The organism is Salmonella sp. SAL03688, assembly GCF_046551895.1.
Taxonomy (GTDB): domain Bacteria; phylum Pseudomonadota; class Gammaproteobacteria; order Enterobacterales; family Enterobacteriaceae; genus Salmonella; species Salmonella enterica.
This window is the reverse complement of sequence record NZ_JBGDVI010000005.1, coordinates 1-21,794: the sequence shown is the minus strand read 5'-3', so window position 1 is coordinate 21,794 and position 21,794 is coordinate 1. Positions and strand designations below refer to the sequence as shown.

At 50.8% G+C, this 21,794-nt stretch carries 25 protein-coding genes; 13 read left to right on the top strand and 12 right to left on the bottom strand.

Annotated elements, in window-relative coordinates; translation table 11 throughout:
• Window positions 1-41: 41 nt before the first annotated feature.
• Entirely contained in the window at window positions 42-215 is a 174-nt protein-coding gene (locus ACLJR2_RS06585; RefSeq protein WP_001522647.1) for a GhoT/OrtT family toxin, read from the bottom strand.
• 198 nt (window positions 216-413) lie between these two features.
• Here ACLJR2_RS06585 and yncL point away from each other — a divergent pair, with 198 nt between their 5' ends.
• Entirely contained in the window at window positions 414-509 is a 96-nt protein-coding gene (gene yncL, locus ACLJR2_RS06580; RefSeq protein WP_001103198.1) for a stress response membrane protein YncL, read from the top strand.
• A 104-nt stretch (window positions 510-613) separates the two neighbouring features.
• On the opposite strand, the gene patD is transcribed toward yncL, so the two are convergent.
• The 5 genes from patD to ACLJR2_RS06555 all read right to left on the bottom strand — a co-directional run bounded on the left by patD (window position 614) and on the right by ACLJR2_RS06555 (window position 5,424).
• A complete protein-coding gene (gene patD, locus ACLJR2_RS06575; protein WP_000158098.1) occupies window positions 614-2,059 on the bottom strand; it encodes an aminobutyraldehyde dehydrogenase in 1,446 nt (481 codons plus the stop codon).
• 114 nt (window positions 2,060-2,173) lie between these two features.
• Window positions 2,174-3,598 carry a GntR family transcriptional regulator YdcR gene (gene ycdR / locus ACLJR2_RS06570; protein ID WP_001534054.1) on the bottom strand — a complete coding sequence of 475 codons (1,425 nt, stop codon included), beginning with the start codon at window positions 3,596-3,598 and terminating at the stop codon, window positions 2,174-2,176.
• A gap of 135 nt (window positions 3,599-3,733) precedes the next feature.
• Window positions 3,734-4,504 carry a M15 family metallopeptidase gene (locus ACLJR2_RS06565; protein ID WP_001534045.1) on the bottom strand — a complete coding sequence of 257 codons (771 nt, stop codon included), beginning with the start codon at window positions 4,502-4,504 and terminating at the stop codon, window positions 3,734-3,736.
• Window positions 4,505-4,762: 258 nt separating this feature from the next.
• Entirely contained in the window at window positions 4,763-4,993 is a 231-nt protein-coding gene (locus tag ACLJR2_RS06560; protein WP_001597849.1) for a hypothetical protein, read from the bottom strand.
• Window positions 4,994-5,025: 32 nt separating this feature from the next.
• The gene (locus ACLJR2_RS06555; RefSeq protein WP_001534067.1) at window positions 5,026-5,424 is read right to left on the bottom strand and encodes a hypothetical protein; all 399 of its coding nucleotides are present in this window, start codon (window positions 5,422-5,424) and stop codon (window positions 5,026-5,028) included.
• Between the two features lie 536 nt (window positions 5,425-5,960).
• On the opposite strand from ACLJR2_RS06555, the gene sifB reads away from it, so the two are divergent.
• Both sifB and ACLJR2_RS06545 read left to right on the top strand, forming a co-directional pair.
• Window positions 5,961-6,911, top strand: a complete 951-nt coding sequence (gene sifB, locus ACLJR2_RS06550; protein ID WP_001122932.1) for an SPI-2 type III secretion system effector SifB — start codon at window positions 5,961-5,963, stop codon at window positions 6,909-6,911.
• A 271-nt stretch (window positions 6,912-7,182) separates the two neighbouring features.
• A complete protein-coding gene (locus ACLJR2_RS06545; protein WP_000956438.1) occupies window positions 7,183-7,413 on the top strand; it encodes a DUF2554 family protein in 231 nt (76 codons plus the stop codon).
• On the opposite strand, the gene ACLJR2_RS06540 is transcribed toward ACLJR2_RS06545, so the two are convergent.
• The gene (locus tag ACLJR2_RS06540) at window positions 7,414-9,378 is read right to left on the bottom strand and encodes a peptidase U32 family protein (protein WP_001249753.1); all 1,965 of its coding nucleotides are present in this window, start codon (window positions 9,376-9,378) and stop codon (window positions 7,414-7,416) included. It abuts the gene before it with no gap.
• 78 nt (window positions 9,379-9,456) lie between these two features.
• The gene (locus ACLJR2_RS06535; RefSeq protein ID WP_000369536.1) at window positions 9,457-9,993 is read right to left on the bottom strand and encodes a helix-turn-helix domain-containing protein; all 537 of its coding nucleotides are present in this window, start codon (window positions 9,991-9,993) and stop codon (window positions 9,457-9,459) included.
• 92 nt (window positions 9,994-10,085) lie between these two features.
• Here ACLJR2_RS06535 and ACLJR2_RS06530 point away from each other — a divergent pair, with 92 nt between their 5' ends.
• Window positions 10,086-11,264: a benzoate/H(+) symporter BenE family transporter gene (locus ACLJR2_RS06530; RefSeq protein WP_001238498.1), complete on the top strand. Its 1,179-nt coding sequence runs from the start codon at window positions 10,086-10,088 to the stop codon at window positions 11,262-11,264.
• 53 nt (window positions 11,265-11,317) lie between these two features.
• Here ACLJR2_RS06530 and ACLJR2_RS06525 read toward each other — a convergent pair whose 3' ends face one another.
• The 3 genes from ACLJR2_RS06525 to tehA form a co-directional block, all read right to left on the bottom strand.
• The gene (locus ACLJR2_RS06525) at window positions 11,318-11,986 is read right to left on the bottom strand and encodes a DUF3313 domain-containing protein (RefSeq protein WP_001259025.1); all 669 of its coding nucleotides are present in this window, start codon (window positions 11,984-11,986) and stop codon (window positions 11,318-11,320) included.
• 155 nt (window positions 11,987-12,141) lie between these two features.
• Window positions 12,142-12,738, bottom strand: coding sequence for a tellurite resistance methyltransferase TehB (tehB, locus tag ACLJR2_RS06520; RefSeq protein WP_000218277.1), 597 nt, complete (start codon window positions 12,736-12,738; stop codon window positions 12,142-12,144).
• Entirely contained in the window at window positions 12,725-13,738 is a 1,014-nt protein-coding gene (gene tehA, locus ACLJR2_RS06515) for a dicarboxylate transporter/tellurite-resistance protein TehA (RefSeq protein WP_001243996.1), read from the bottom strand. Before tehA ends, tehB begins: the two co-directional genes overlap by 14 nt.
• A gap of 106 nt (window positions 13,739-13,844) precedes the next feature.
• On the opposite strand from tehA, the gene ydcK reads away from it, so the two are divergent.
• Window positions 13,845-14,825, top strand: a complete 981-nt coding sequence (gene ydcK, locus ACLJR2_RS06510) for a YdcK family protein (protein WP_000170580.1) — start codon at window positions 13,845-13,847, stop codon at window positions 14,823-14,825.
• Here ydcK and rimL read toward each other — a convergent pair.
• Window positions 14,822-15,361 (bottom strand): 50S ribosomal protein L7/L12-serine acetyltransferase, encoded by a 540-nt coding sequence (rimL, locus tag ACLJR2_RS06505; protein WP_000229311.1) that lies wholly within the window; start codon window positions 15,359-15,361, stop codon window positions 14,822-14,824. The two genes, ydcK and rimL, sit on opposite strands and share 4 nt — an antisense overlap.
• Window positions 15,362-15,577: 216 nt before the next feature.
• On the opposite strand from rimL, the gene ACLJR2_RS06500 reads away from it, so the two are divergent.
• The 8 genes from ACLJR2_RS06500 to aac(6') all read left to right on the top strand — a co-directional run bounded on the left by ACLJR2_RS06500 (window position 15,578) and on the right by aac(6') (window position 21,575).
• Entirely contained in the window at window positions 15,578-16,696 is a 1,119-nt protein-coding gene (locus ACLJR2_RS06500) for a M42 family metallopeptidase (protein WP_000144621.1), read from the top strand.
• On the top strand, window positions 16,693-16,974 hold the full coding sequence (gene sgcB, locus ACLJR2_RS06495) for a PTS sugar transporter subunit IIB SgcB (RefSeq protein WP_000976132.1): 282 nt from the start codon (window positions 16,693-16,695) through the stop codon (window positions 16,972-16,974). The genes ACLJR2_RS06500 and sgcB overlap by 4 nt, the downstream gene beginning before the upstream one ends.
• Before the next feature lie 10 nt (window positions 16,975-16,984).
• Window positions 16,985-18,298: a PTS sugar transporter subunit IIC SgcC gene (gene sgcC, locus ACLJR2_RS06490; protein ID WP_001534101.1), complete on the top strand. Its 1,314-nt coding sequence runs from the start codon at window positions 16,985-16,987 to the stop codon at window positions 18,296-18,298.
• A gap of 13 nt (window positions 18,299-18,311) precedes the next feature.
• Complete coding sequence (gene sgcQ, locus ACLJR2_RS06485) at window positions 18,312-19,118, top strand: BtpA family protein SgcQ (RefSeq protein WP_000118619.1); 807 nt, start codon at window positions 18,312-18,314, stop codon at window positions 19,116-19,118.
• Between the two features lie 131 nt (window positions 19,119-19,249).
• Window positions 19,250-19,687 carry an SgcA family PTS sugar transporter subunit IIA gene (gene sgcA / locus ACLJR2_RS06480; protein WP_000606458.1) on the top strand — a complete coding sequence of 146 codons (438 nt, stop codon included), beginning with the start codon at window positions 19,250-19,252 and terminating at the stop codon, window positions 19,685-19,687.
• 11 nt (window positions 19,688-19,698) lie between these two features.
• Window positions 19,699-20,331: a ribulose-phosphate 3 epimerase family protein gene (locus tag ACLJR2_RS06475; protein WP_000600620.1), complete on the top strand. Its 633-nt coding sequence runs from the start codon at window positions 19,699-19,701 to the stop codon at window positions 20,329-20,331.
• A 15-nt stretch (window positions 20,332-20,346) separates the two neighbouring features.
• The gene (locus tag ACLJR2_RS06470) at window positions 20,347-21,138 is read left to right on the top strand and encodes a DeoR/GlpR family DNA-binding transcription regulator (RefSeq protein ID WP_001670738.1); all 792 of its coding nucleotides are present in this window, start codon (window positions 20,347-20,349) and stop codon (window positions 21,136-21,138) included.
• A complete protein-coding gene (gene aac(6') / locus ACLJR2_RS06465) occupies window positions 21,138-21,575 on the top strand; it encodes a cryptic aminoglycoside N-acetyltransferase AAC(6')-Iy/Iaa (RefSeq protein ID WP_000354868.1) in 438 nt (145 codons plus the stop codon). The genes ACLJR2_RS06470 and aac(6') overlap by 1 nt, the downstream gene beginning before the upstream one ends.
• Window positions 21,576-21,794: the final 219 nt, after the last annotated feature.

The window sequence follows — 21,794 nt, the reverse complement described above, 5'->3', positions numbered from 1 at the left end:
GGCGGAAAAACCATGCCCGGTAACCTGTATCGGGCTTGAGGTCAGAAAAGCGAAAACAGCAATGCGACGGGGAAACTTATCGGCCATGTCGCGCCAACCAAAAAGGCGCTCAGGAAACGAATTCGTTTTTTGTCATGAGTCAAAAACCAGGTGATCAGGAATGATATCACCGCCATGACGGCGTAAAAAATTAATATCTTTTGAAAGAGGGTCATATCAGGCATCCGCGCCAACCAGAGGAAAAAACGCGCGCAATATGCTCTTTTTATTTGACACACATCAAGGTTTATCAGCCTTGACAGCAAAACGTTCTCAATGCACGGCTCCGCTCACAGAATATCCTGTTTACGTATTATTGCGGATCTCGCCAACCCGTACTATACCCATAGGGGTTATGATGAAAGGTGGCGAAAATGAATGTTTCCAGTAAAACCGTCGTGCTGATTAATGTCTTTGCTGCTGCAGGACTTTTGGGTCTGATCTCGTTGAGATTCGGCTGGTTTGCTTGAGGTGTTCAACCTTTGAGTACTTGCTGCGCATGTTGGCGGGGAGGTCCCCCTCTCCGCCGACACCCGCCTATTTTTTCACGATTTTTCTGAACAGTAAATGATCCTTAATGCTTAACCATGATGTGGCGGACAAGGGTGTAGTCTTCCAGACCATACAATGACATATCTTTGCCGTATCCCGACTGTTTTTGCCCTCCATGCGGCATTTCGCTAACCAACATGAAATGGGTATTAATCCAGGTACAGCCATACTGCAATCTGGCGCTAAGCCGGTGCGCCCGCCCGACGTCCTGAGTCCAGACGGAGGATGCCAGACCATAGTGAGAATCGTTGGCCCACCTCAGAACCTGATCTTCATCATCAAAGACGGTTATACTGACCACCGGGCCGAAGACCTCGCGTTGCACGATGGCATCTTCCTGTTTTGCGTCTGCCAGCAACGTCGGAGCGAAATAGTAACCTTTACCTTCCGTTTGACTTCCACCAGTAATCACACGGATATGGCTGAGGGCCTTCGCCTCCTCTACAGCCGCTGTGACGCGCTTCAGGTGCGCCAGCGAACTTAACGGCCCCAGCTCTGTCGACTCATCCTCCGGCGCGCCCATTTTCAGGCTGCTCACCGCGTTCCCCAGCTTTTCGACCAGCGCATCATAGATACCGCGCTGCGCGTATATACGGCACGCCGCAGTACAATCCTGTCCGGCATTATAGAAACCGAAAGTCCGGACGCCCTGCGCCACCGCATCCAGATCGGCGTCATCAAAAACAATTACCGGGGCTTTACCACCGAGTTCCATATGCGTACGTTTTATCGCTGGCGCAGTATGGCGCAGAATATGCTCCCCGGTCGAGATAGAACCGGTTAAAGAGACCATGCGTACTTTTTCATGACCGGTCAATACATCGCCAACAGTCTGCCCTCGTCCGAACAGGACATTGAGCACCCCCGGCGGAAAGATATCCTTCGCCAGCGCGGCAAGTTTAAGCGCCGTCAGCGGCGTAATTTCAGAAGGCTTAATCACCACGCAGTTACCTGCCGCCAGCGCTGGCGCCAGCTTCCAGGCCGCCATCATGAGCGGATAATTCCACGGCGCGATAGAGGCAACCACGCCAATCGGATCCCGGCGGATCATCGACGTATGTCCTTCCAGATATTCGCCCGCCGCCAGCCCACTCAAACAACGGGCCGCGCCGGCAAAAAAGCGAAAGACATCCACGATTGCCGGAATTTCATCATTAATTACGCAGTGCAAAGGCTTACCGCAGTTTTGCGATTCAAGCCGGGCGAACTCAAGGGCGTTTTGCTCGATGCTGTCCGCCAGTTTTAACAGACATTCCGCCCGTGCTTTGGGTGTGGTCTGCCCCCATTCGGCAAACGCGCTATCGGCGGCCAGCACTGCGGCGTCAACCTGCGCGGGCGACGCTTCCGCAATCTCAAGTATGACCTCGCCTGTCGCCGGGTTATAAACAGACTGCCTTTCTCCCTCGCCGTCCACCAGCACGCCATTAATCAGTAATTGATATTGCATAGCATTTTCCCATATCGTCATTAATCGATTTCCGGCGAACGGGCCGCCGCTTTCCTAAAAATAGACGGCGCGCCAGATGCTCACCCGGCACACTCGGGAAATTTAGTCAGGTTGTGAGCTGACACGCATTCCACCTCACACAAGGCTTTTAGCGCTCAGCATCTCGCGAATCAGGCTGCCAAGCTGTTTTACGGCCTGTTCTTCCCGTTCTCCCCAATGCCATGCGGTGTTAAAACGAAAGAAACGCGTCCAGGCGCCGGACGTTGAAAACATTTTCCCCGGCGCGATACTGATAAGGTGTTCAAGCGCTTTGGCGCTAAGTTCACCGGCATCAAGCTGCTCAGGTAGCTCCAGCCAAAGAAAATAACCGCTATCGTTATGGTGAATTTTTACTTCCGCCGGGAGATGGCGCAAAAGGGTTTGCCAGGCTTGCTGTTTACGTTCGGCAAGCTGCCTTCGCAATCGGCGCAGATGCGTGTCATATCGACGTGTCGAGAGATAATCCACTAACGCCAATTGCATGGGGGAACTGGTGGATAATGTGCTCATTAACTGCAAACGCTGAATTTGTCTGGCATGGCTTCCTCCCGCAACCCAGCCAATGCGAAAACCGGGAACCAGACATTTGGAAAAAGACGAACAATGCAACACGGTATCGTCGCGATCCCATGCTTTGGCAGGCAGAGGTTTCTCGCGGCCAAAGTAGAGTTCGCTATAAACATCGTCTTCAATTAGCGTCACGTTATGGGGCGTGAGTAACGCGACCAGCCGCGCTTTTTTCTCAGCACTCAGCGTGAACCCTAATGGATTCTGACTGTTGGTCATTAACCAGCACGCTTTCACCGGATATTCCTGTAACGCCTGTTCCAGCGCCATAAGATCGATACCTTCTTTAACATCGGTGGGTATCGACAACGCTTTCAGGCGCAATCGCTCCAGGGCCTGTAGCGCACCGTAGAAACAGGGGTTCTCCACCACCACCCAGTCTCCCGGCGCCGTCACCGCCTGTAAACTAAGATTCAACGCTTCCAGCGCGCCGGCGGTAATGACAATCTCGTCAGGAGAAACGGTAATCCCCTGCTGCGCGTAACGGCGTGCTATCGCATAGCGCAATTCTGCATTACCTGGCGGCAAATTTTCGATGACGCTCATTGCCGTCGCGGTTTTACTGACCTGCGCCAGAGAGCGGTTCAATTGCGGCAAGGGAAACAGACGCGGATCGGGAAACGCTGAGGCAAAGGGCACCACTGAGGTATCACGGCTGGCCTGCAGCATCTCAAAAATATAGGTATTGATATCTACGGCTTCATCCCGAATAACGTGCGCTGCCGTCGCGACTGACCGACAAACCGGATGCGGCGCGACATAATAACCGGATTGCGGACGGGCGATAATCCGTCCCTGACTTTCCAGCAACTGGTACGCATGACCGACAGTCATAAAACTCATGCCGCTACTGGCGACCTGCTCCCTCAGCGAGGGTAATCGATCGCCGGGTTGCCAAACGCCAGAGGCGATTTGTTCTCTAATTTGCTCCGCCAGACGTTGATATTTTTTCATTATTCGTTCTCATTGAGCGCTGCTTGCAGGTGGCAACCGCAGTGTATATCAGTTGTTAAAATTAACAATGATTTGCTAACTGTTATGGTGCTTTCCAACAGGCGTAATGATTAGATTTCGCAACAAAACGCCGTTTCAGGGTCTCTGCTTAACGGGAAAGTCAAACCAGGTGTTCGGGTATGGTTCATGAGTAAGGGAGAAGTGCCACCATTCGGTATCCAGTGGCGTAAAACCCGCATCACGCATCAATGTTTGTAATAACAACCTATTTGCGCGTTGCTGAGCAGTAAGCATGACATTATCGGGATGGGATAACGGACTAAAACAGTCAAAGCCGGTACCAAAATCCAGACTATTATCTGGCGAGCGTTGCGCCGCGGACGCAGTACAATTCACCAGTGGTCGTCCGGGATCGTATATTGGTATTTTACTGTCAAGTGGAACAATCGTTAGATCAAGCGTACTTCCCCGACTGTGGCCGGATCTGGCGGCAAGATAACCTTCATCAAACAGACGCTTTTTCTCTACCAGCGGATAAAATTCGTTTTTCATTTGGTTTTGAGAAGGATCTTTGGCCCACGCGATAAAGTCGTTCACTGCGCTTTGCGGACGGTAGCAATCATATATTTTTAAGGTAAGTCCGAAGGGGCGTAAACGATCGGCGACCTGCTTCACTGCGTTTGCGGCTGGTCGTGTTAACAGGCAAACAGGCGCGTTATAGCCTTTAATGGGGCGACCAATAAAGTTATGGGAACTGAAGTATCGCATGTCTACCTGTACGTCGGGGGCGACCGTAGTAATATCGACAAAGTCTTTTGGCTGGTGGAGATCAATATGGTTTTCAGCTGACATTGCCTGAACGGACAACAGGCTGAACAGGAGGAAAGAAGATACGCATTTTACCATATGTTACACCTCGCGAGAGTCACAGGGGTGATTATGTATTTGAGCAGGTAAAGATTAGCGGACACCGCTTAAACAGATGGTTAAAATAAACATCATTCCCCCTGTAATCTGTGCCTTATCACAAACGGAGAGTTTATATTTTGCTTATACGACCACTGCGCCTCCTGTTCTATACCCAAAATAATTCGAGTTGCGTAAAGGCGGCAAGGGAGTGAGTCTCAGGAGCACAGATAACGATGTGTTTTCACAAAGGCGAGTCTACCTGACCAGAAAGGTCATTTGATAATCAGTAGTACAGTTGTTGTCGCCTTCCATAACTAAATAACATTGTTTCGCCAAAGATAAGACCACTATATAGTCAGGAAGGCAATTAGTGAGGAACACGTCGATTGTCGGCGATAATGCACTGAAATTACGATTCACTGCAGTTGTGCAAACACATAGAATCCCCCTCGAACCGAGATAATTCGGTCTGCTGGTCATAGCCATTATTCAGTAAGACCGCAGGTTGCAGCGGCGGATCACGGGCGTGAAGAAAAATCCTGTGCCCCAAATTTTTTGGACAAGCGCTGAACCTGCCGTATACTTTTACTTAACGTACACTCCGCCATAAAAATAAACCCTGCGATGATACCGTAATGCCATAGGCATAACTTAAGGATATGCCATAAATCAAGCGAAGCATGATTTAACTTCTCAGTAATTGCGATAGTCTGTACAAATATTATGGGGTGAAATAATAAGATGCCTAACAAAAATACCCCTGCCACGATCATGGCAAGTAACTGAAAAAAAGCCCATCCGATAACGAAACGGTAAAGTAACAGCAATAATAGCCGTCCACATTTCCTTAGCCATTCTGACTGCAAAATGCCCCAGGATGCTGTCTTTTCGTGAATTTCACCATCTGATTTCTTCATTTTGAGCCTCCTCGCAGGTTTTTATAATTTTATCGCCCAACTGGAAATAAAGCCGTCAGCTAATCGTTACAACAAATATAATTAAGACAAAAACTAAAGAGTAAGGTATTTATATCATAAGCACTATCAGTATTGGCCTTCTGCCCTACCGCTAAACATCTCATTGTTGTTAGCCTAATAATACTTTTAGTTTAACTTCTTATAAGACAATTTCTACACGGTTGAGCAACTATTTACTTTCTCTAAAAATAATATAGTGCGTAATTAATCATTACTCATAGTACATGATGATGTGATAATTAAGAAAACCGTTTTACTTTCATTCGTTTTATCTGACATATTTCATGGCCAGGAGGCGTGGGCATGACTAAAGCTACGGGTCGATTTGAACAATTGAACAATAATATTGACGGTTCAGGACAAAGCAAAAATCAGGTGTTTCACCGACAGGCAAACCGATGGGCAACATGGGATAATATTTCGAATACCACCTATTCCAGTAATGAAGTATCATATAATCACTTGTGGTCTACATTATGCCAATTACTATCGGGAGAGGGTTTTTAAAGAGTGAGATGTTTTCTCAAAGTGCCATCTCTCAACGCTCCTTCTTTACGTTGCTATGGGAAAAGATTAAAGATTTTTTCTGTAGCACGCGAAGATCCGCTGCCGATCAATATATAAAGGAATTATGTGATGTTGCCTCTCCGCCTGACGCGCAACGTTTATTTGATTTATTTTGCGCGTTATATGAATTATCATCACCATCATGCAGAGGAAATTTCCATTTTCAGCATTATAAAGATGCTGAGTGTCAGTATACAAATCTCTGTATTAAAGATGGCGAAGATATTCCGTTATGCATTATGATACGTCAGGATCACTACTATTATGAGATAATGAATAGAACAGTGCTCTGTGTTGATACTCAGTCTGCCCACCTGAAAAGATATTCTGATATTAATATAAAAGCTAGCACTTATGTTTGTGAACCGCTATGTTGCTTGTTCCCTGAGCGGTTACAACTCTCGCTATCCGGCGGTATAACATTTCCCGTTGACCTAAAAAATATAGAAGAGACGCTTATCACCATGGCAGAAAAGGGTAATTTATGTGACTGGAAGGAACAGGAAAGAAAAGCCGCCATCTCCTCCAGGATTAATCTGGGCATCGCCCAGGCAGGTGTACCACCTATTGACGACGCTATTAAAAACAAAATAGCCGCAAAGGTTATTAAGAATACTAACTTAAAGAATGCAACATTTCATGCAAATCATACACAAAGCTCAGTTACTCAACTAGTTTATTCATGTTTGTTTAAGAATGAGATATTAATGAATATGCTTGAGGAAAATTCCTCTCATGACCTGCTATGTTTAAACGACCTTGTTGAATATGTAGCGTTACAAGTTCATAACAGCCTTTTTTCTGAAGATTTATCTGCACTCGTTGAAACAACAAAAAATGAGGCTCATCACCAGAGTTGACCACACCATAAATAGTATGGCTTACAATCCCCTGGCAATACCAAAACCATCTAATACAACACCTTTAAAATACACTTCCAGGAAATAATGAATTTCGCATGGAACGAATTGGCTCGTTATTTTTATAATTGAGATACTGAGTATAAGTATATTTTCTCATACAACTTATCGCACTTATTGACAAACCGTTTTCGCTAATTTGAAGTGTTGAATAATAACTCAAAGAAATTATTGGCATCATAGCCTCACGACGTAACTGGAAGGTGGCATGATGCTTACAAAAACGTTATCAGTAGTTTTACTGACCTGTGCGCTGTTTTCAGGCCAGTTACTGGCGAAACAGCAAGACCACGCATTCGTATGGTTTGCGACGGGAGGGCACCAGCTTAGACACGAAGCCGACAGTGATGAATTACGGGCGGCAGCGGAAGAATCCGCGGAAGGCTTGCGCGAGCACCACAACTGGCAGAAATCGCGCAAACCAGAGAGCTATTTTCGTTAATTAAACGCCCCTACGCTTCGGCAGCGTTTTCATCAGCGCTTCAGGGCTCACTGAAGCGACAACGCTGCCGGGCTGGGGCATTTTTAAGATGTGGTTTTTAATTTTGCCAATGACATGCATTTCGCAAGGGCGGCAGTCGAATTTTAGCGTCAGTACCTCATCGCCATGCACCAACTGCATCGGCGTGGCTTTCCAGCTCTTAATATTTCCTTTCGCCTGCTTTGGACAAAGGTTGAACGCAAAACGCAGGCAGTGTTTGGTGATCATGACCGGTACCTCGCCCTTCTCCTGATGCGCCTCATAGGCCGCATCAATCAATTGTACGCCGTAACGGTGATAAAATTCCCGTGCTTTGTGGTTGTAGACATTAGCGAGAAAGCTGAGATGCGTTTGCGGATAGACCGGCGCAGGCTGCGCCACGGGTTTCCGACGACCTCGTTGATAATGGGCCAGCCGCGCCGCGTCAAGCATATCAATCGCCTCCCGACGGAACTGATTGAGCAGGCTATTTGGCACGAACAACGCCGCCGGTAATGTCACCTGCATATCACGCGCGTAGTAAGGCGTCTGTCCCAGCTTCGCCAGTCCGGCTTTTAGGTTATTCAACGCTTTTTCAGAGTTGTTGGCTTCCTCAAATACCCCGTCAAGCGTATGCGTGATGCAGACACCGTCTTCACTGGTCAGCGTCAGAATAAGCTGTTCCTGCCAGCCGCCCAGCATGATATCAACCGCCACACGGCGCTCACTGGAGGTTTTTGTCAGCGCTTGCTGCCAGTTATGGTCCAGATTACGATTCAACGGATGATGCGGACGGACTTTATGCAGGTCGGCAGGCATATCATTTGGCCAAACGCGGTAGCGGTTATGACCGGTTTTCTCCACCGTATTGGCGCGAAAACCCACCACTTCACGCTTAATCAACACGTTCAGACCATCGCCATTCGCCAACGGCTCCGTCGCTTCTACGTCGAGATAATCCTTCGCCACATTCAGCACCTCGCCTACCGGCAAGCCAATAAATTTTGGTGAATCAAATGCGCCAATATCACCTTTACGCGCGTTAACAAAATAGTCGGTGCTGCCGCGATGGAAGGTTTTTTCCGTGGAGGGAACAAAAAAATGCTCGGTCCGACCAACCGATGCACGCGCCAGATCGCCACGTTGCTCGATAATCGCGTCCAGCATCTGACGATAATGCGCGGTGATGTTTTTGACATAGCTCATGTCTTTATAGCGCCCTTCAATCTTGAAGGAACGTACGCCTGCATCGATCAACGCGCCGAGGTTAGCCGTTTGGTCGTTATCTTTCATCGATAGCAAATGTTTTTCGTAAGAGACCACCCGCCCCTGATCGTCTTTTAACGTATACGGTAAGCGACAGGCTTGCGAACAGTCGCCCCGATTGGCGCTGCGCCCGGTTTGCGCATGAGAGATATAACACTGCCCAGAATAAGCGACACACAGCGCGCCATGAATGAAGAACTCAATCGTGGCGTCAGTAGCCTGATGAATAGCCGCTATCTGACTCAAATTAAGCTCGCGCGCCAGTACAATCTGTGAAAAACCGACATCGGCAAGAAACTTCGCTTTTTCCACGCTGCGAATATCACACTGTGTACTGGCGTGAAGCTCAATCGGCGGGATATCCAGTTCCAGAATGCCCATATCCTGCACAATCAGCGCATCCACCCCGGTGTTGTACAAATCGGTGATTAACCGCTGCGCGGGCTCCAGCTCATCATCATGCAGAATAGTATTCAGCGTGACAAAAATCCTGGCGCCGTAACGGTGAGCAAACGGAACCAGATCGGCGATATCGCGCAGACTGTTACTGGCGTTATGACGTGCGCCAAAACCGGGTCCGCCGATGTAGACGGCATCTGCGCCATGCAAAATCGCTTCGCGAGCAATTGCGGCGTCACGGGCCGGACTTAACAATTCGAGATAGTGAGGTTGCTGGCGCATATAGTCTTTCTTATCCAATAGCAGCGAAATGGCGGCTATTGTAGTCAGAAGCGCAAACTAACGAAATAGTTTTCCCGCTTAATCACGCGGGTAATGGATCAGCGAGTGAAAATGAACCGTCTGGTCACTGCTGTTGCGATAGGTATGCGCCGTATCGCCGGCAAAACGCAAACCTTTACCGGCGTCTATGGTTTGCCATACCCCACCAGTACACATGTCCAGCCGACCCTGAATCACCACCACATGTTCGATAACACCGGCTTTATGCGGCGCTGATTCGCTGCACGCGCCAGGCGCCAGCAATAGAGAAAAATAGTCAAAACAGAGTTCAGGGTCCCACGGAAACAGCGGTGTAATTACCATCGCTTGCTGCTGGGGATCGAAGGTTGGCGGAAATTCGGCCTGCGGCGGCGAAATAAACATTGAGAATGGAACGTTCAGGCCCGTCGCAATTTTCCACAGCGTTGCGACTGTCGGACTGGATTCATTACGCTCTATCTGCCCCAACATGGCTTTTGAGACGCCGGAGATCTCCGCCAGACGCGATAAACTCCAGCCTCGCTGATGGCGTAACATTCTTAACGTGGTCGCCAGATAGTGTGTCAGGTTATCCATTTTCCCCCCCCAGTAAGGCCATAGCGTATCACTTGTACGCTATAACGCACAATGCTACATTGACTGACCGTTATAACGCACAAGAGGCGATCATGCGTCTGTTATCACTGCCGTTACCTACTGTATTATCCGGTCTGGTCGCCGTTCTGGTCGGCTATGCAAGTTCCGCCGCCATTATCTGGCAGGCGGCGCTTGCCGCTGGCGCAACACCCGCAGAGATCGCCGGCTGGATGACCGCCCTCGGTATAGCCATGGGCATAAGCACACTAACGTTAACCTTGTGGTATCGTGCGCCGGTTTTAACCGCCTGGTCAACGCCTGGCGCCGCTCTGTTGGTAACAGGGCTTCAGGGATTATCGTTGCCAGACGCGGTGGGCATATTCATTGTCGCCAATGCCCTGATTGTGCTGTGCGGCGTCACGGGATTGTTTGCGCGTTTGATGCGGATAATCCCCCATTCTCTTGCCGCCGCAATGCTGGCGGGAATACTGCTACGCTTCGGCCTGCAGGCGTTCGGGACGCTCAACGGAGAGTTTGTCATGTGCGGCGGTATGCTATTGGCGTGGCTACTCTTTAAAGTATTCGCGCCCCGCTATGCCGTTATTGCTGCCATGGTAATGGGAATAACGGTGGCGCTCATCCAGGGTAAGGTGGCGATGAGCGGTATTCATTGCGCGCCGGTGTGGCCCACCTTCGTTTCCCCCCACTTTTCATTCGCTCAAAGCCTGAGCGTCGCGGTACCGCTCTTCCTGGTGACGATGGCATCGCAAAACGCCCCCGGCGTCGCCACAATGAAGGCGTCTGGCTATCAGCTTCCTGTCTCTCCGTTAATGATTTTTACCGGGTTGCTGGCGCTGCTGCTTTCGCCATTTGGCGTTTATTCTATCTGCATTGCCGCCATTACAGCCGCCATTTGTCAAAGCCCGGACGCGCACCCCGATCCAACGCGTCGCTGGTTAGCGGCCGCCGCCGCAGGCGTTTTTTATTTACTTGCCGGGTGGTTTGGCGGTTCGATAACCGCGCTGATGGTCGCCCTGCCGGTTAGCTGGGTGCAAATGCTGGCTGGTCTGGCACTGTTAAGTACGATTAGCGGTAGTCTGTATCAGGCGCTTACTCACGAAAGTGAGCGTGACGCGGCAGTTATCGCATTTCTCGTCACCGCCAGTGGGCTAACGCTGATGGGCATCGGATCGGCATTCTGGGGGTTGATCGCTGGCGGGATAGGCTACGCAGTATTAACGAGAACGCGCCGCCCATCGTTGTCTGGCTGATGGTGACCGCTAATCTGCCGGGGTTTGCGCCATCTTGCGATGGCGCCGCAGAATTATTTTTTGTTAACGTCAAACATAGAGGTATCCGTCGCCATATCATCCACGACCTGTTTCAACGTCTCAAACGCCATTGGCGTACTGGAATTGCTCAGGTCTTTACCTTCACCCTGACGTACTACCTTGACGACCGGCTTGTTGGTCGCGGCATCTATCAGCTCACCCTCAAAATAGAGGTGGGTATCCATGGTCCGGTGGCCTGTCGCCATTTGCGTGCCCGCCACAATCAGCGCTACAGGGATCACCTCATAGAATTGCAGCCCTTCTTTGCTGGTATCCACGCCCGTAATCGCCCCGCGGAAAATCAAACTGCGCGGCCCTGGCGTCGTGACCAGCGGTTTGCGCTGTTCAATTGCTGATTTTACTTTAGTGTTCGTATAAGCCAGCAGTTTATCAAGAACTTGCTGCCCGACCTGGGTCGTTGGTTTGGGGACGGGATAATATGTTATCGGATTGTAAACAATACTATCATAGTTAGAGTCATTGAAATGTGGATCTACCCAGCGCAACACCGGTTTTCCCGTGGCGGAGGTAGTTTCCTGCAGGTCCGAATAATTTTTTAAGAATCCAGAATACTTATCCGGCTGTGTGACTTTGGACGCACAGCCGGATAACGCCAGCAAGCCAGTAAGCACTGCAACTTTAAATAAAGTATGAGTACGCATGAAACGATCCCTTTAGTCTTCGCAATGATGCAAAGGAAATAATAGCAAAACGAAATCATTCTGGATGCACTAAAAATGGTAACGACAGCACAATTTGAACGCGGCGCCCGACAAAAAAATGCCGAACGCTGCGAGACTTACAGAACTTGCATCGCTCAGGCCGTTTTTCTCGCCAGCATCGTAGCAAAGCGCAGTTTGATACGGTTGCCGTTTTCGTCCGTGCGGTGAAGCTCGCCGACATCTTCGTTGTATTTCAGCATGTCCCATCCTTCGTAATAGCGGCGTAATTCGCCTTCTTTAAAAGCGAACGGGAATCCCACCGTACAGGGAAAGTCCGGCGTATCCATTGCCGCAACAATCAAATTATACCCGCCGGTTTTTGTGCAGCGTTGCATATTGGCAATTAAACCGGGAATGGTTTGCGCCTCAAGAAACATCATAACCACTGTCGAGAGAATAAAATCGTACTCGCCGTCAAAGGTCAGTGTATTCAGATCGACAATGTCGGTTTGCAGATTATCCAGCCCCTCTGCCGCTTTAATACGCTCAAGGTTAGCCATACTGGCCGGATTTTTATCCCACGCGGTAACGTCATAACCGTTCGCGGCCAGATACAGACTATTGCGGCCATTGCCACATCCCAAATCCAGCGTTCGGCCCGGCGCGACAACCTTTGCCGCCGCCAGCACATCCGAATGCGTGCGGGTTAATCCGTATTTCTCAGTAAAATAATTTTCGTCACGAACGGTCATTTTTTTCCTCCGTTTTCAACAGTGCAGCGCGCTCAGTGCGAATAAGCAACGTCCCCTGCACCAGCAATAGAAATGTACGAACCAGCAATAAGGCGATAATAGCGTTAGTGAAAATAAACAGCGGGACGGCCAGAATATGGAAAAGCCCTGATTCACTACCGTGACCAAGATGTAACCCCGTGGTCGCCAGCGCGGAAACGCCGAACGAAAAACTCCAGAAGGAAGCATTAAACGGTTGTGATAAATACCAGGGCATTAATCGCAGCATAAATAAAAGTTGTAACAGACCGTAGCCGAATAGCATTTTCGCCAGCGTGTCGCCCTCCCCGCCATTGACGCTCAGCCAGGCGCTACAGGCGACCAGCGCGGGCGCCAGTTGGATACCCAGCGACGTACGCAGCACCGCCGGTAATTCGCCGCAGCTACGCAGTCGCTGCAAAATAACCGGCTCCAGACTTAACCACGAAAAGACGCCTGCGCCTAAAAACACCAGTCCGGCATCATTGTAACCGAGCGCTCCACAGGCCATAGCGCTGATAAAATTATTCGCTACCGTGGGCAGATAAAGTCCTGGGGTTGTCGCTTCTTCCGGATGCGCTCCGCGCCAAAGTCCCGCCGTCTGCCAGGCGGCATACGCCAGTTGTATGACGACCCCCACGCTGAATAGCGCAACGGCCAACGGGCGATACCAGGGAACGAAACCGATCGCGACCAGCATCGTGGTGGCGGGAAACAGGCTGACAAAACTGCTCATTACCGGATGTCGCACTTCAGCCATCACGCTATGGGGAAAGCGCACCAGACGGCTAAGGAACGCCAGGGTCAAGAGTGCCCAAATAATCATCGCCAGGATCACCATGATGTCGCCGGGCCAGTGGCTTATTGCCCATATCTGGCTGGCATAACGCCAGGCGAATCCCATACCGATAGTGCCAAGGACGATGCCAAAATAGCCCGCAGGCAGATTGAGCACGCGATCGCTCTGCTTGTGATTACGCATTTTGTTTAATTTATAAAGTATATTTGAAATGCATTTTATGGAATTTCTGGTTGTTTCGCCAGTACCTTTGCTACGGTTATCTTAATCGTTCACACGGAATTTCCCTATGACCAAATATCGACTGAGTGAAGAACCTCGTGCTTTTACTTATCAGGTAGACGGTGAGAAGAAAAGCGTCTTATTACGACAAGTTATTGCCGTAACGGATTTTAACGATGTTAAAGCCGGAACCTCCGGCGGCTGGGTTGATGCCGATAATGTGCTGTCACAACAGGGGGATTGCTGGATTTATGATGAAAACGCGATGGCCTTTGCGGGCACGGAAATTACGGGGAACGCGCGTATCACGCAGCCATGCACGTTCTACAATAACGTGCGAATAGGCGATAACGTCTGGATTGATCGCGCTGATATCAGCGATGGCGCGCGGATAAGTGACAACGTCACCATTCAGTCCTCTTCCGTGCGCGGAGAGTGTGCGATTTATGGCGATGCCCGCGTGTTAAACCAGTCAGAAATTCTCGCCGTTCAGGGACTAACGCATGAACATGCGCAGATTTTACAAATTTACGATCGCGCCACCGTGAACCATTCGCGGATTGTCCATCAGGTACAGCTTTATGGCGACGCCACTATCACACACGCTTTTATTGAGCACCGGGCGGAGGTCTTTGATTTCGCGCTCATCGAAGGCAACAAAGACAATAATGTCTGGATCTGTGACTGCGCCAAAGTCTATGGCCATGCGCGGGTTATCGCCGGTACAGAGGAAGATGCGATCCCTACCCTTCGCTACAGCTCGCAGGTAGCGGAACATGCGTTAATCGAAGGCAACTGTGTGTTAAAACATCATGTGCTGGTAGGCGGACATGCTGAGGTACGCGGAGGCCCGATTTTACTGGACGACCGCGTGCTGATTGAAGGCCATGCCTGTATACAGGGCGAAATTCTGATTGAGCACCAGGTCGAGATTAGCGGACGGGCGGCGGTGATAGCCTTTGACGGCAATACTATTCACCTGCGCGGCCCAAAAGTGATCAATGGCGAGGATCGTATTACGCGTACCCCCTTAGTCGGTTCCCTTTAATCCGCATCAATAATGCGGGCATACATATTAACGTCGTGATAGTCGCCGTTAAGATATTCCGCCTGCTTCATACAGCCTTCCAGCGTAAAATGGTTGCGCCGTGCGACTGCGTTACTGGCCTGATTATCAACGCGGCATTTAATGACGAAGCGCCGAATATCGCCGCGCCGGGCATAATGTGTCATCAGCGCCTGTAATGATTGCGACATTATCCCTTGTCCCTGGAGGGACTCATCCAGCCAGTAACCGATATAGGCGGCTTTGTTTATCGGTTCGATGGCATTAAATGAGAGTACGCCCGCCATCTCATTCTGGCAGAAAATCAGGTACATTTTGGCGTAACCACGCTGGTGCAACAGCATATTACCCTGCACATGCTTACGCGTTTCCTCCTGCGACGTGACATATTGCGGCCAGTCGAGCGACTGTTGTAGCCACGCTTTGTTTTTGAGTACCAGTTGGTGCAGCGCCGGAACATGACTTTCATCTGCCGCTCTCAGTTCCAGCGTCGTGCTAACAGGAATAATTTCCACCATCGCGTTGCCCTTCTTCGTTGTTGGTCGTAATCACATAAATAGCCTGGTTTACCGATAACCCGCAGGTGATATGAGCGTTTTTATTGTATCGCCATCACATTATTTTTTATTGGCCATATTTAGCGTATTTCCGCGTGACACATTTCACACTTATCCAACCATTCTCCGCCTATAAAACGCTCAACGACTGATTGTTTTATCACCACGGAGACGCCAATGACCTTTTCTGTGCAGGAAACGCTTTTTTCTTTACTGCGGCTAAACGGGATTTCAGGACATGAAAGCAGTATTGCAAACGTTATGCAGCACGCGTTTGAACAGCAGGCCAAAGACGTCTGGCGGGATCGCTTAGGCAATGTCGTCGCCCGTTATGGCAGCGATAAACCCGACGCGCTTCGCCTGATGATTTTTGCGCATATGGATGAAGTGGGTTTTATGGTACGCAAGATCGAACCCTCCGGTTTTTTACGTTTTGAACGCGTGGGCGGCCCGGCGCAAATTACTATGCCCGGTTCGATTGTGACGCTTGCCGGACGTTCAGGCGATATCATGGGCTGTATCGGTATTAAAGCATATCACTTCGCGAAGGGTGACGAGCGCACCCAGCCACCCGCTCTCGATAAACTCTGGATTGATATCGGCGCAAAAGATAAAGCGGATGCCGAACGAATGGGTATTCAGGTGGGGACGCCAGTAACCCTTTACAACCCGCCGCACTGTCTGGGCAACGACCTGGTGTGCAGTAAGGCGCTGGATGACAGGCTGGGGTGTACGGCGCTACTGGGCGTCGCCGAGGCCCTCGCCTCCACACCGCTCGATATCGCGGTATTCCTGGTCGCGTCGGTACAGGAAGAGTTCAATATTCGCGGTATTGTTCCCGTTTTACGACGCGTGCGCCCCGACCTGGCGATTGGTATTGATATCACCCCCTCCTGCGACACGCCTGACCTGCAGGATTACTCTGATGTGCGGGTCAACCACGGCGTCGGCATCACCTGTCTGAACTATCACGGACGCGGTACGTTGGCGGGACTGATTACGCCGCCGCGTTTGCTGCGGATGCTGGAGACCACCGCGCACGAAAATAATATTCCCGTACAGCGAGAAGTCGCGCCAGGCGTCATCACCGAAACCGGCTACATTCAGGTTGAACTGGACGGTATTCCCTGCGCCAGTCTTTCTATTCCCTGCCGCTATACCCACTCGCCAGCCGAAGTCGCCAGCCTGCGCGACCTGGCTGATTGTATCCGTTTACTGACTGCGCTGGCTAACATGTCGCCAGAACAGTTTCCCATTGAGCCTGAAACAGGCGCTACACAAGAGGCACGACCATGATGAAGAAGATCCTTGTGGCATGTGGTACCGGCATGTCGACATCAACCATGATTGCACAAAAACTGCAGGACTTTCTTGCGGAGCAAGGCATTGCGGCAACCACGGCGCAATGTTGTCTGAATGAGATCCCGTTGAACTGTAACGGTATGGATCTCATCGTAACGTCCATGCGTACGCACAGTGACTATGGCATCCCGACGCTCAACGGCGCCGCCCTGCTGACAGGCATCAACGACGACGCATTAAAACAAGAAATCAAGGCGCTGTTAACACAATAAAGGGGGCATTATGTTTGATTACATCCTGTCTCTCGGCGGCACCGTTTTTGTGCCCATCATTATGATTATCATCGGCTTAATCTTTCGTATTCCCTGGCTGCAGGCGGTGAAAGCCGGGGTGACGGTCGGCATCGGTTTTGTCGGCATGGGGTTGGTGATCGTCATGGCGATCGACAGTCTCAGTCCGCCGATTAAAGTGATGATTGAGCGTTTTGGCCTGACGCTGCATGTGTTTGACGTCGGTGCCGGGCCCGCATCCGGCGTCGGCTATGCGACGGCCATCGGCGCGATGATCATTCCCGTTATCTTTCTGCTCAACGTCGGTATGCTGGTGACTCGTCTGACCAAAACCATGAACGTTGATATTTATAACTACTGGCACTACGCCATTACCGGAACGGTCGTCCAGTTGATGACCGGCAGTCTGATTTATGGCGTACTGGGCGCGATTTGCCACGCCGCCTTGTCGTTGAAAATGGCCGACTGGACGGCGAAACGAGTACAGAACATTGTGGGTCTGGAAGGGATTTCTATTCCGCAAGGGTATGGCTCCAGTTCCGTGCCGTTGTTCGTATTGCTGGATGCGATATACGAAAAAATACCGTTTATGAAAGGACGCAATATTGATGCTCAGGAGATCCAAAAACGGTATGGGATGGTCGGCGACCCGGTGATCATTGGCGTTGTTCTCGGGCTGATCTTCGGACTTGCCGCAGGCGAAGGCTTTAAAGGGTGCGCAACCTTAATGATTACCGTAGCGGCGATTATGGTGCTGTTTCCGCGCATGATTCGCCTTATCGTTGAGGGATTAATGCCCATTTCCGACGGCGCGCGTAAGTTCTTCCAGAAACACTTTAAAGGGCGCGAAGTCTTTATCGGTCTGGATACCGCAGTGACGTTAGGCCACCCGACCACCATCGCGGTTGGACTGCTGTTAATTCCCATCATGTTAATTCTGGCGAGCATACTGCCGGGCAATAAAGTCCTGCCGCTGGCTGATTTACCGGTCGCGCCATTTTTTATCTGCATGGCCACGGTTATTCATCGCGGCGATCTGATTCGTACTCTGCTCAGCGGCATCATTGTCATGATTACCATTTTGCTGATCGCCACCCAGTTCGCGCCGTACTTTACCGATATGGCGCTCAAAGGCGGCTTTAGCTTCGCCGCTGAAAACGCGCAAATTACCGCGCTGTCGGTGGGAAATATGTTTGGCTGGTCAATATCTGAATTGATGTCGCTGGGCATGATTGGCGTGGTTATTGTGGTCGGCATTGTCGCCAGCATCATACTTGTCTTACGTAAACGTGAACTACCGGAATAAGGAGCAACCCAGAATGAGTTGGCTAAAAGAGGTAATAGGAACAGAAAAAGCCGTTATCGCCATGTGCCATTTACGGGCGTTGCCGGGCGATCCCGGGTTCGATACCAGGAAAGGCATGAACTGGGTAATTGACCGCGCCCATGACGATTTAATGGCGCTACAAAATGGCGGCGTGGATGCGGTGATGTTCTCCAACGAATTTAGTCTGCCTTATTTAACGAAAGTCAGACCGGAAACGACCACCGCGATGGCAAGAATCATCGGTCAGTTAATGAGTGAAATTCGCGTACCGTTTGGGGTAAACGTGTTGTGGGACCCTGTGGCCTCGTTTGATTTGGCAATGGCGACCGACGCAAAATTTATTCGCGAAATTTTCACCGGCGCTTACGCCAGCGATTTTGGCGTCTGGGATACGAATGTCGGCGAAACCATTCGCCATCAGCATCGCATCGGCGCAGGCCACGTGAAAACGCTGTTTAACATCGTGCCGGAAGCGGCGGTGTATCTGGGAAACCGGGATGTCTGTTCAATTGCGAAATCGACCGTATTTAACAATAACCCCGATGCCCTGTGCGTCTCGGGGCTGACGGCGGGCGCCCGCACGGATAGCGCCATACTGAAGCGGGTAAAAGAGACCGTTCCCGACACGGTCGTGCTGGCGAATACCGGGGTGTGTCTGGAAAACGTCGAGGAGCAGCTCTGCATTGCCGACGGATGCGTAACGGCAACCACGTTTAAAAAAGACGGCGTCTTCGCCAACTTTGTCGACCAGGCGCGCGTGGCGAAGTTTATGGAGAAAGTACGCCATATCCGACAATAAAATGGGGATAAGCAAAACGCTTATCCCCTGCAGAGAGCGATAACTCTTCTGCCGATCTCCGTCGCCTTCGCCAAAAGACACGCCGGGGATCGGTTTCAGAGTAACCCGAACCGGCAAGGAGTCAACGATCGATGATTAATGATGTTAAGTGGGTTCAGGCGCAACGCCATGCCAGCGACTGGCGACACGCGCTGGATATCGCCGTTCGTCCGCTGATTACCTTCGGCGCGGCGGCCCCCTGCTACCTGGACGGTATTATTGAGAACACCCTTAAATGGGGGCCATATTATCTTATCGCGCCGGGGATTGCGCTGCCTCATGCCAGACCGGAGCAAGGCGCTAACCATAATCAAATCAGCGTCACTACGCTATCAACGCCAGTAGCTTTCGGTAATGCGGATTGCGATCCCATCTGGCTGTTGCTTTGCGCCAGCGCCACGGATGCCGAAGCACATATTCGCACCATTCAACGCATCAGCCAGTGGCTCGACTCGCCGGAAAGCGTCGCGATGCTGCAAGATGCGCCAAATGACGCCGCGCTTTTCGCGCAATTAACCGCATTGCGCTGATGGAGGTTCCGATGATCCTGCACCCTTCACTGGCCTCCGCCGATCCGCTGCGCTATGCCGAGGCGTTGACCGCTTTACACGATGTGCCTCTCGGCTCGCTGCATCTGGATATCGAAGATACCAGTTTCATCAACAATATTACCTTCGGTATGAAAACCATTCAGGCAGTCGCACAATACACTCGCCATCCGCTCTCATTTCACCTGATGGTCTCATCACCGCAACGCTGGTTACCCTGGCTTGCAGCTATCCGCCCCGGCTGGATTTTCATTCATGCCGAAAGCGTGCAAAACCCCTCGGAGATTCTGGCGGATATTCGCGCTATCGGGGCGAAAGCAGGACTGGCGCTTAACCCGGCAACGCCGCTATTGCCCTATCGTTATCTGGCATTGCAACTGGATGCGCTGATGATCATGACCAGCGAACCCGACGGGCGCGGGCAGCAATTTATCGCCGCGATGTGTGAAAAAGTGAGCCAAAGCAGAGAGCATTTCCCTGCTGCGGAATGCTGGGCGGACGGCGGTATTACACTTCGCGCCGCACGGCTGCTTGCCGCCGCAGGCGCACAGCATCTGGTGATTGGCCGGGCGTTATTCACGACGGCGAACTATGATGTGACGTTGTCACAATTCACCGCGCTATAAAGGAGTCATATGCTGATGAGCCAACAGCGCCCTGACCGTATCAAACAGATGTTGCATTACCTTTGGCAACACAGGCACCTCTCAACACAGCAAGCTATTGAGCTTTTTGGCTATGCAGAGGCAACCGTGCGCCGGGATTTTCACTATATTGCCAGCCGTTATCCCGGTATGGTTCGCGGCCATGGTTGTATTGACTTCGACGACAGTACGGAAGATAAAGAATATGTTTTCGACGTTAAGCGAACGTTACAAAGCGAGGCGAAACGCGAAATCGCTGCCCTCGCCCGCACGTTCATAAAGGATGGAGACTGCTTTTTTCTCGACTCCGGCTCCACCTGTCTGGAACTGGCAAAATGTCTGGTCGACGCCAAAGTAAAAGTCATTTGCAATGACATCAAAATCGCTAATGAACTGGGTGGCTTCCCACACGTAGAGAGCTACATTATTGGCGGACTGATTCGCCCCGGTTACTTTTCGGTGGGCGAGAGTCTGGCGCTGGAGATGATTAACGCCTTTGCCGTTGAACGCGCCTTTATCTCCTGCGATGCGCTGTCGATTGAAACGGGCATCACCAACGCTACGATGTTTGAAGTGGGCGTTAAAACGCGCATTATTCAGCGCTCACGCGAGGTCATATTGATGGCCGATCACTCAAAGTTTGATACTGTAGAACCCCATGCGGTGGCGACGCTGTCCTGTATTACTACCATTCTTAGCGACAGTGCGCTCCCGTCTGCTATCGCCCGACGTTATCAGCAAGCGGGATGCCGTCTCATCATGTCAGACCCCTCATCAGGAGCGCGCTAATGGACATCAGGCAAATGAACAGAACCCATCTGGAGCACTGGCGCGGATTGCGAAAACAGCTCTGGCCTGGTCACCCGGATGACGCCCATCTGGCGGACGGCGAAGAAATTCTGCAAACCGATCATCTGGCATCATTTATTGCGATGGCAGACGGGGTGGCGATTGGCTTTGCGGATGCCTCAATCCGCCACGATTATGTCAATGGCTGTGACAGTTCGCCCGTGGCTTTCCTTGAAGGTATTTTTGTTCTCCCCTCATTCCGTCAACGCGGCGTAGCGAAACAATTGATTGCAGCGGTGCAACGATGGGGAACGAATAAAGGGTGTCGGGAAATGGCCTCCGATACCTCGCCGGAAAATACAATTTCCCAGAAAGTTCACCAGGCGTTAGGATTTGAGGAAACAGAGCGCGTCATTTTCTACCGGAAGCGTTGTTGAGGGAAATATTCAGGCTCCTTATAGAGAAGTGGTCACTGATTAAAAAGCAGCCTCAATATACAATAATTCCTGTTTCTAAAACGGAGTCCATCAGGACGTCGGGAATAAATATCCTCCGGCATGAGAGCGTTCAGAATTCTGTGTCACGTTAAAAATTCTACAGCGTCATCACATTATTCAGCCGCCCTTCAAAATAAATCGCCAACTGCGACAATGTCA

Bases quoted from the DNA above. Each gene is read 5' to 3' on its own strand.
- ACLJR2_RS06545 (WP_000956438.1), top strand. From the start codon at position 7,183: ATGCTTACAAAAACGTTATCAGTAGTTTTACTGACCTGTGCGCTGTTT.
- ACLJR2_RS06585 (WP_001522647.1), bottom strand. From the start codon at position 215: ATGACCCTCTTTCAAAAGATATTAATTTTTTACGCCGTCATGGCGGTG.
- sgcB (WP_000976132.1), top strand. From the start codon at position 16,693: ATGATGAAGAAGATCCTTGTGGCATGTGGTACCGGCATGTCGACATCA.
- sifB (WP_001122932.1), top strand. From the start codon at position 5,961: ATGCCAATTACTATCGGGAGAGGGTTTTTAAAGAGTGAGATGTTTTCT.
- ycdR (WP_001534054.1), bottom strand. From the start codon at position 3,598: ATGAAAAAATATCAACGTCTGGCGGAGCAAATTAGAGAACAAATCGCC.
- tehB (WP_000218277.1), bottom strand. From the start codon at position 12,738: ATGACCGTTCGTGACGAAAATTATTTTACTGAGAAATACGGATTAACC.
- ACLJR2_RS06475 (WP_000600620.1), top strand. From the start codon at position 19,699: ATGATCCTGCACCCTTCACTGGCCTCCGCCGATCCGCTGCGCTATGCC.
- ACLJR2_RS06470 (WP_001670738.1), top strand. From the start codon at position 20,347: ATGAGCCAACAGCGCCCTGACCGTATCAAACAGATGTTGCATTACCTT.
- ACLJR2_RS06540 (WP_001249753.1), bottom strand. From the start codon at position 9,378: ATGCGCCAGCAACCTCACTATCTCGAATTGTTAAGTCCGGCCCGTGAC.
- rimL (WP_000229311.1), bottom strand. From the start codon at position 15,361: ATGGTGGAAATTATTCCTGTTAGCACGACGCTGGAACTGAGAGCGGCA.
- ACLJR2_RS06565 (WP_001534045.1), bottom strand. From the start codon at position 4,504: ATGGTAAAATGCGTATCTTCTTTCCTCCTGTTCAGCCTGTTGTCCGTT.
- ACLJR2_RS06500 (WP_000144621.1), top strand. From the start codon at position 15,578: ATGACCTTTTCTGTGCAGGAAACGCTTTTTTCTTTACTGCGGCTAAAC.
- tehA (WP_001243996.1), bottom strand. From the start codon at position 13,738: ATGCGTAATCACAAGCAGAGCGATCGCGTGCTCAATCTGCCTGCGGGC.
- sgcC (WP_001534101.1), top strand. From the start codon at position 16,985: ATGTTTGATTACATCCTGTCTCTCGGCGGCACCGTTTTTGTGCCCATC.
- ydcK (WP_000170580.1), top strand. From the start codon at position 13,845: ATGACCAAATATCGACTGAGTGAAGAACCTCGTGCTTTTACTTATCAG.
- patD (WP_000158098.1), bottom strand. From the start codon at position 2,059: ATGACGATATGGGAAAATGCTATGCAATATCAATTACTGATTAATGGC.
- ACLJR2_RS06530 (WP_001238498.1), top strand. From the start codon at position 10,086: ATGCGTCTGTTATCACTGCCGTTACCTACTGTATTATCCGGTCTGGTC.
- sgcQ (WP_000118619.1), top strand. From the start codon at position 18,312: ATGAGTTGGCTAAAAGAGGTAATAGGAACAGAAAAAGCCGTTATCGCC.
- ACLJR2_RS06560 (WP_001597849.1), bottom strand. From the start codon at position 4,993: ATGGCTATGACCAGCAGACCGAATTATCTCGGTTCGAGGGGGATTCTA.
- ACLJR2_RS06525 (WP_001259025.1), bottom strand. From the start codon at position 11,986: ATGCGTACTCATACTTTATTTAAAGTTGCAGTGCTTACTGGCTTGCTG.
- ACLJR2_RS06535 (WP_000369536.1), bottom strand. From the start codon at position 9,993: ATGGATAACCTGACACACTATCTGGCGACCACGTTAAGAATGTTACGC.
- yncL (WP_001103198.1), top strand. From the start codon at position 414: ATGAATGTTTCCAGTAAAACCGTCGTGCTGATTAATGTCTTTGCTGCT.
- sgcA (WP_000606458.1), top strand. From the start codon at position 19,250: ATGATTAATGATGTTAAGTGGGTTCAGGCGCAACGCCATGCCAGCGAC.
- ACLJR2_RS06555 (WP_001534067.1), bottom strand. From the start codon at position 5,424: ATGAAGAAATCAGATGGTGAAATTCACGAAAAGACAGCATCCTGGGGC.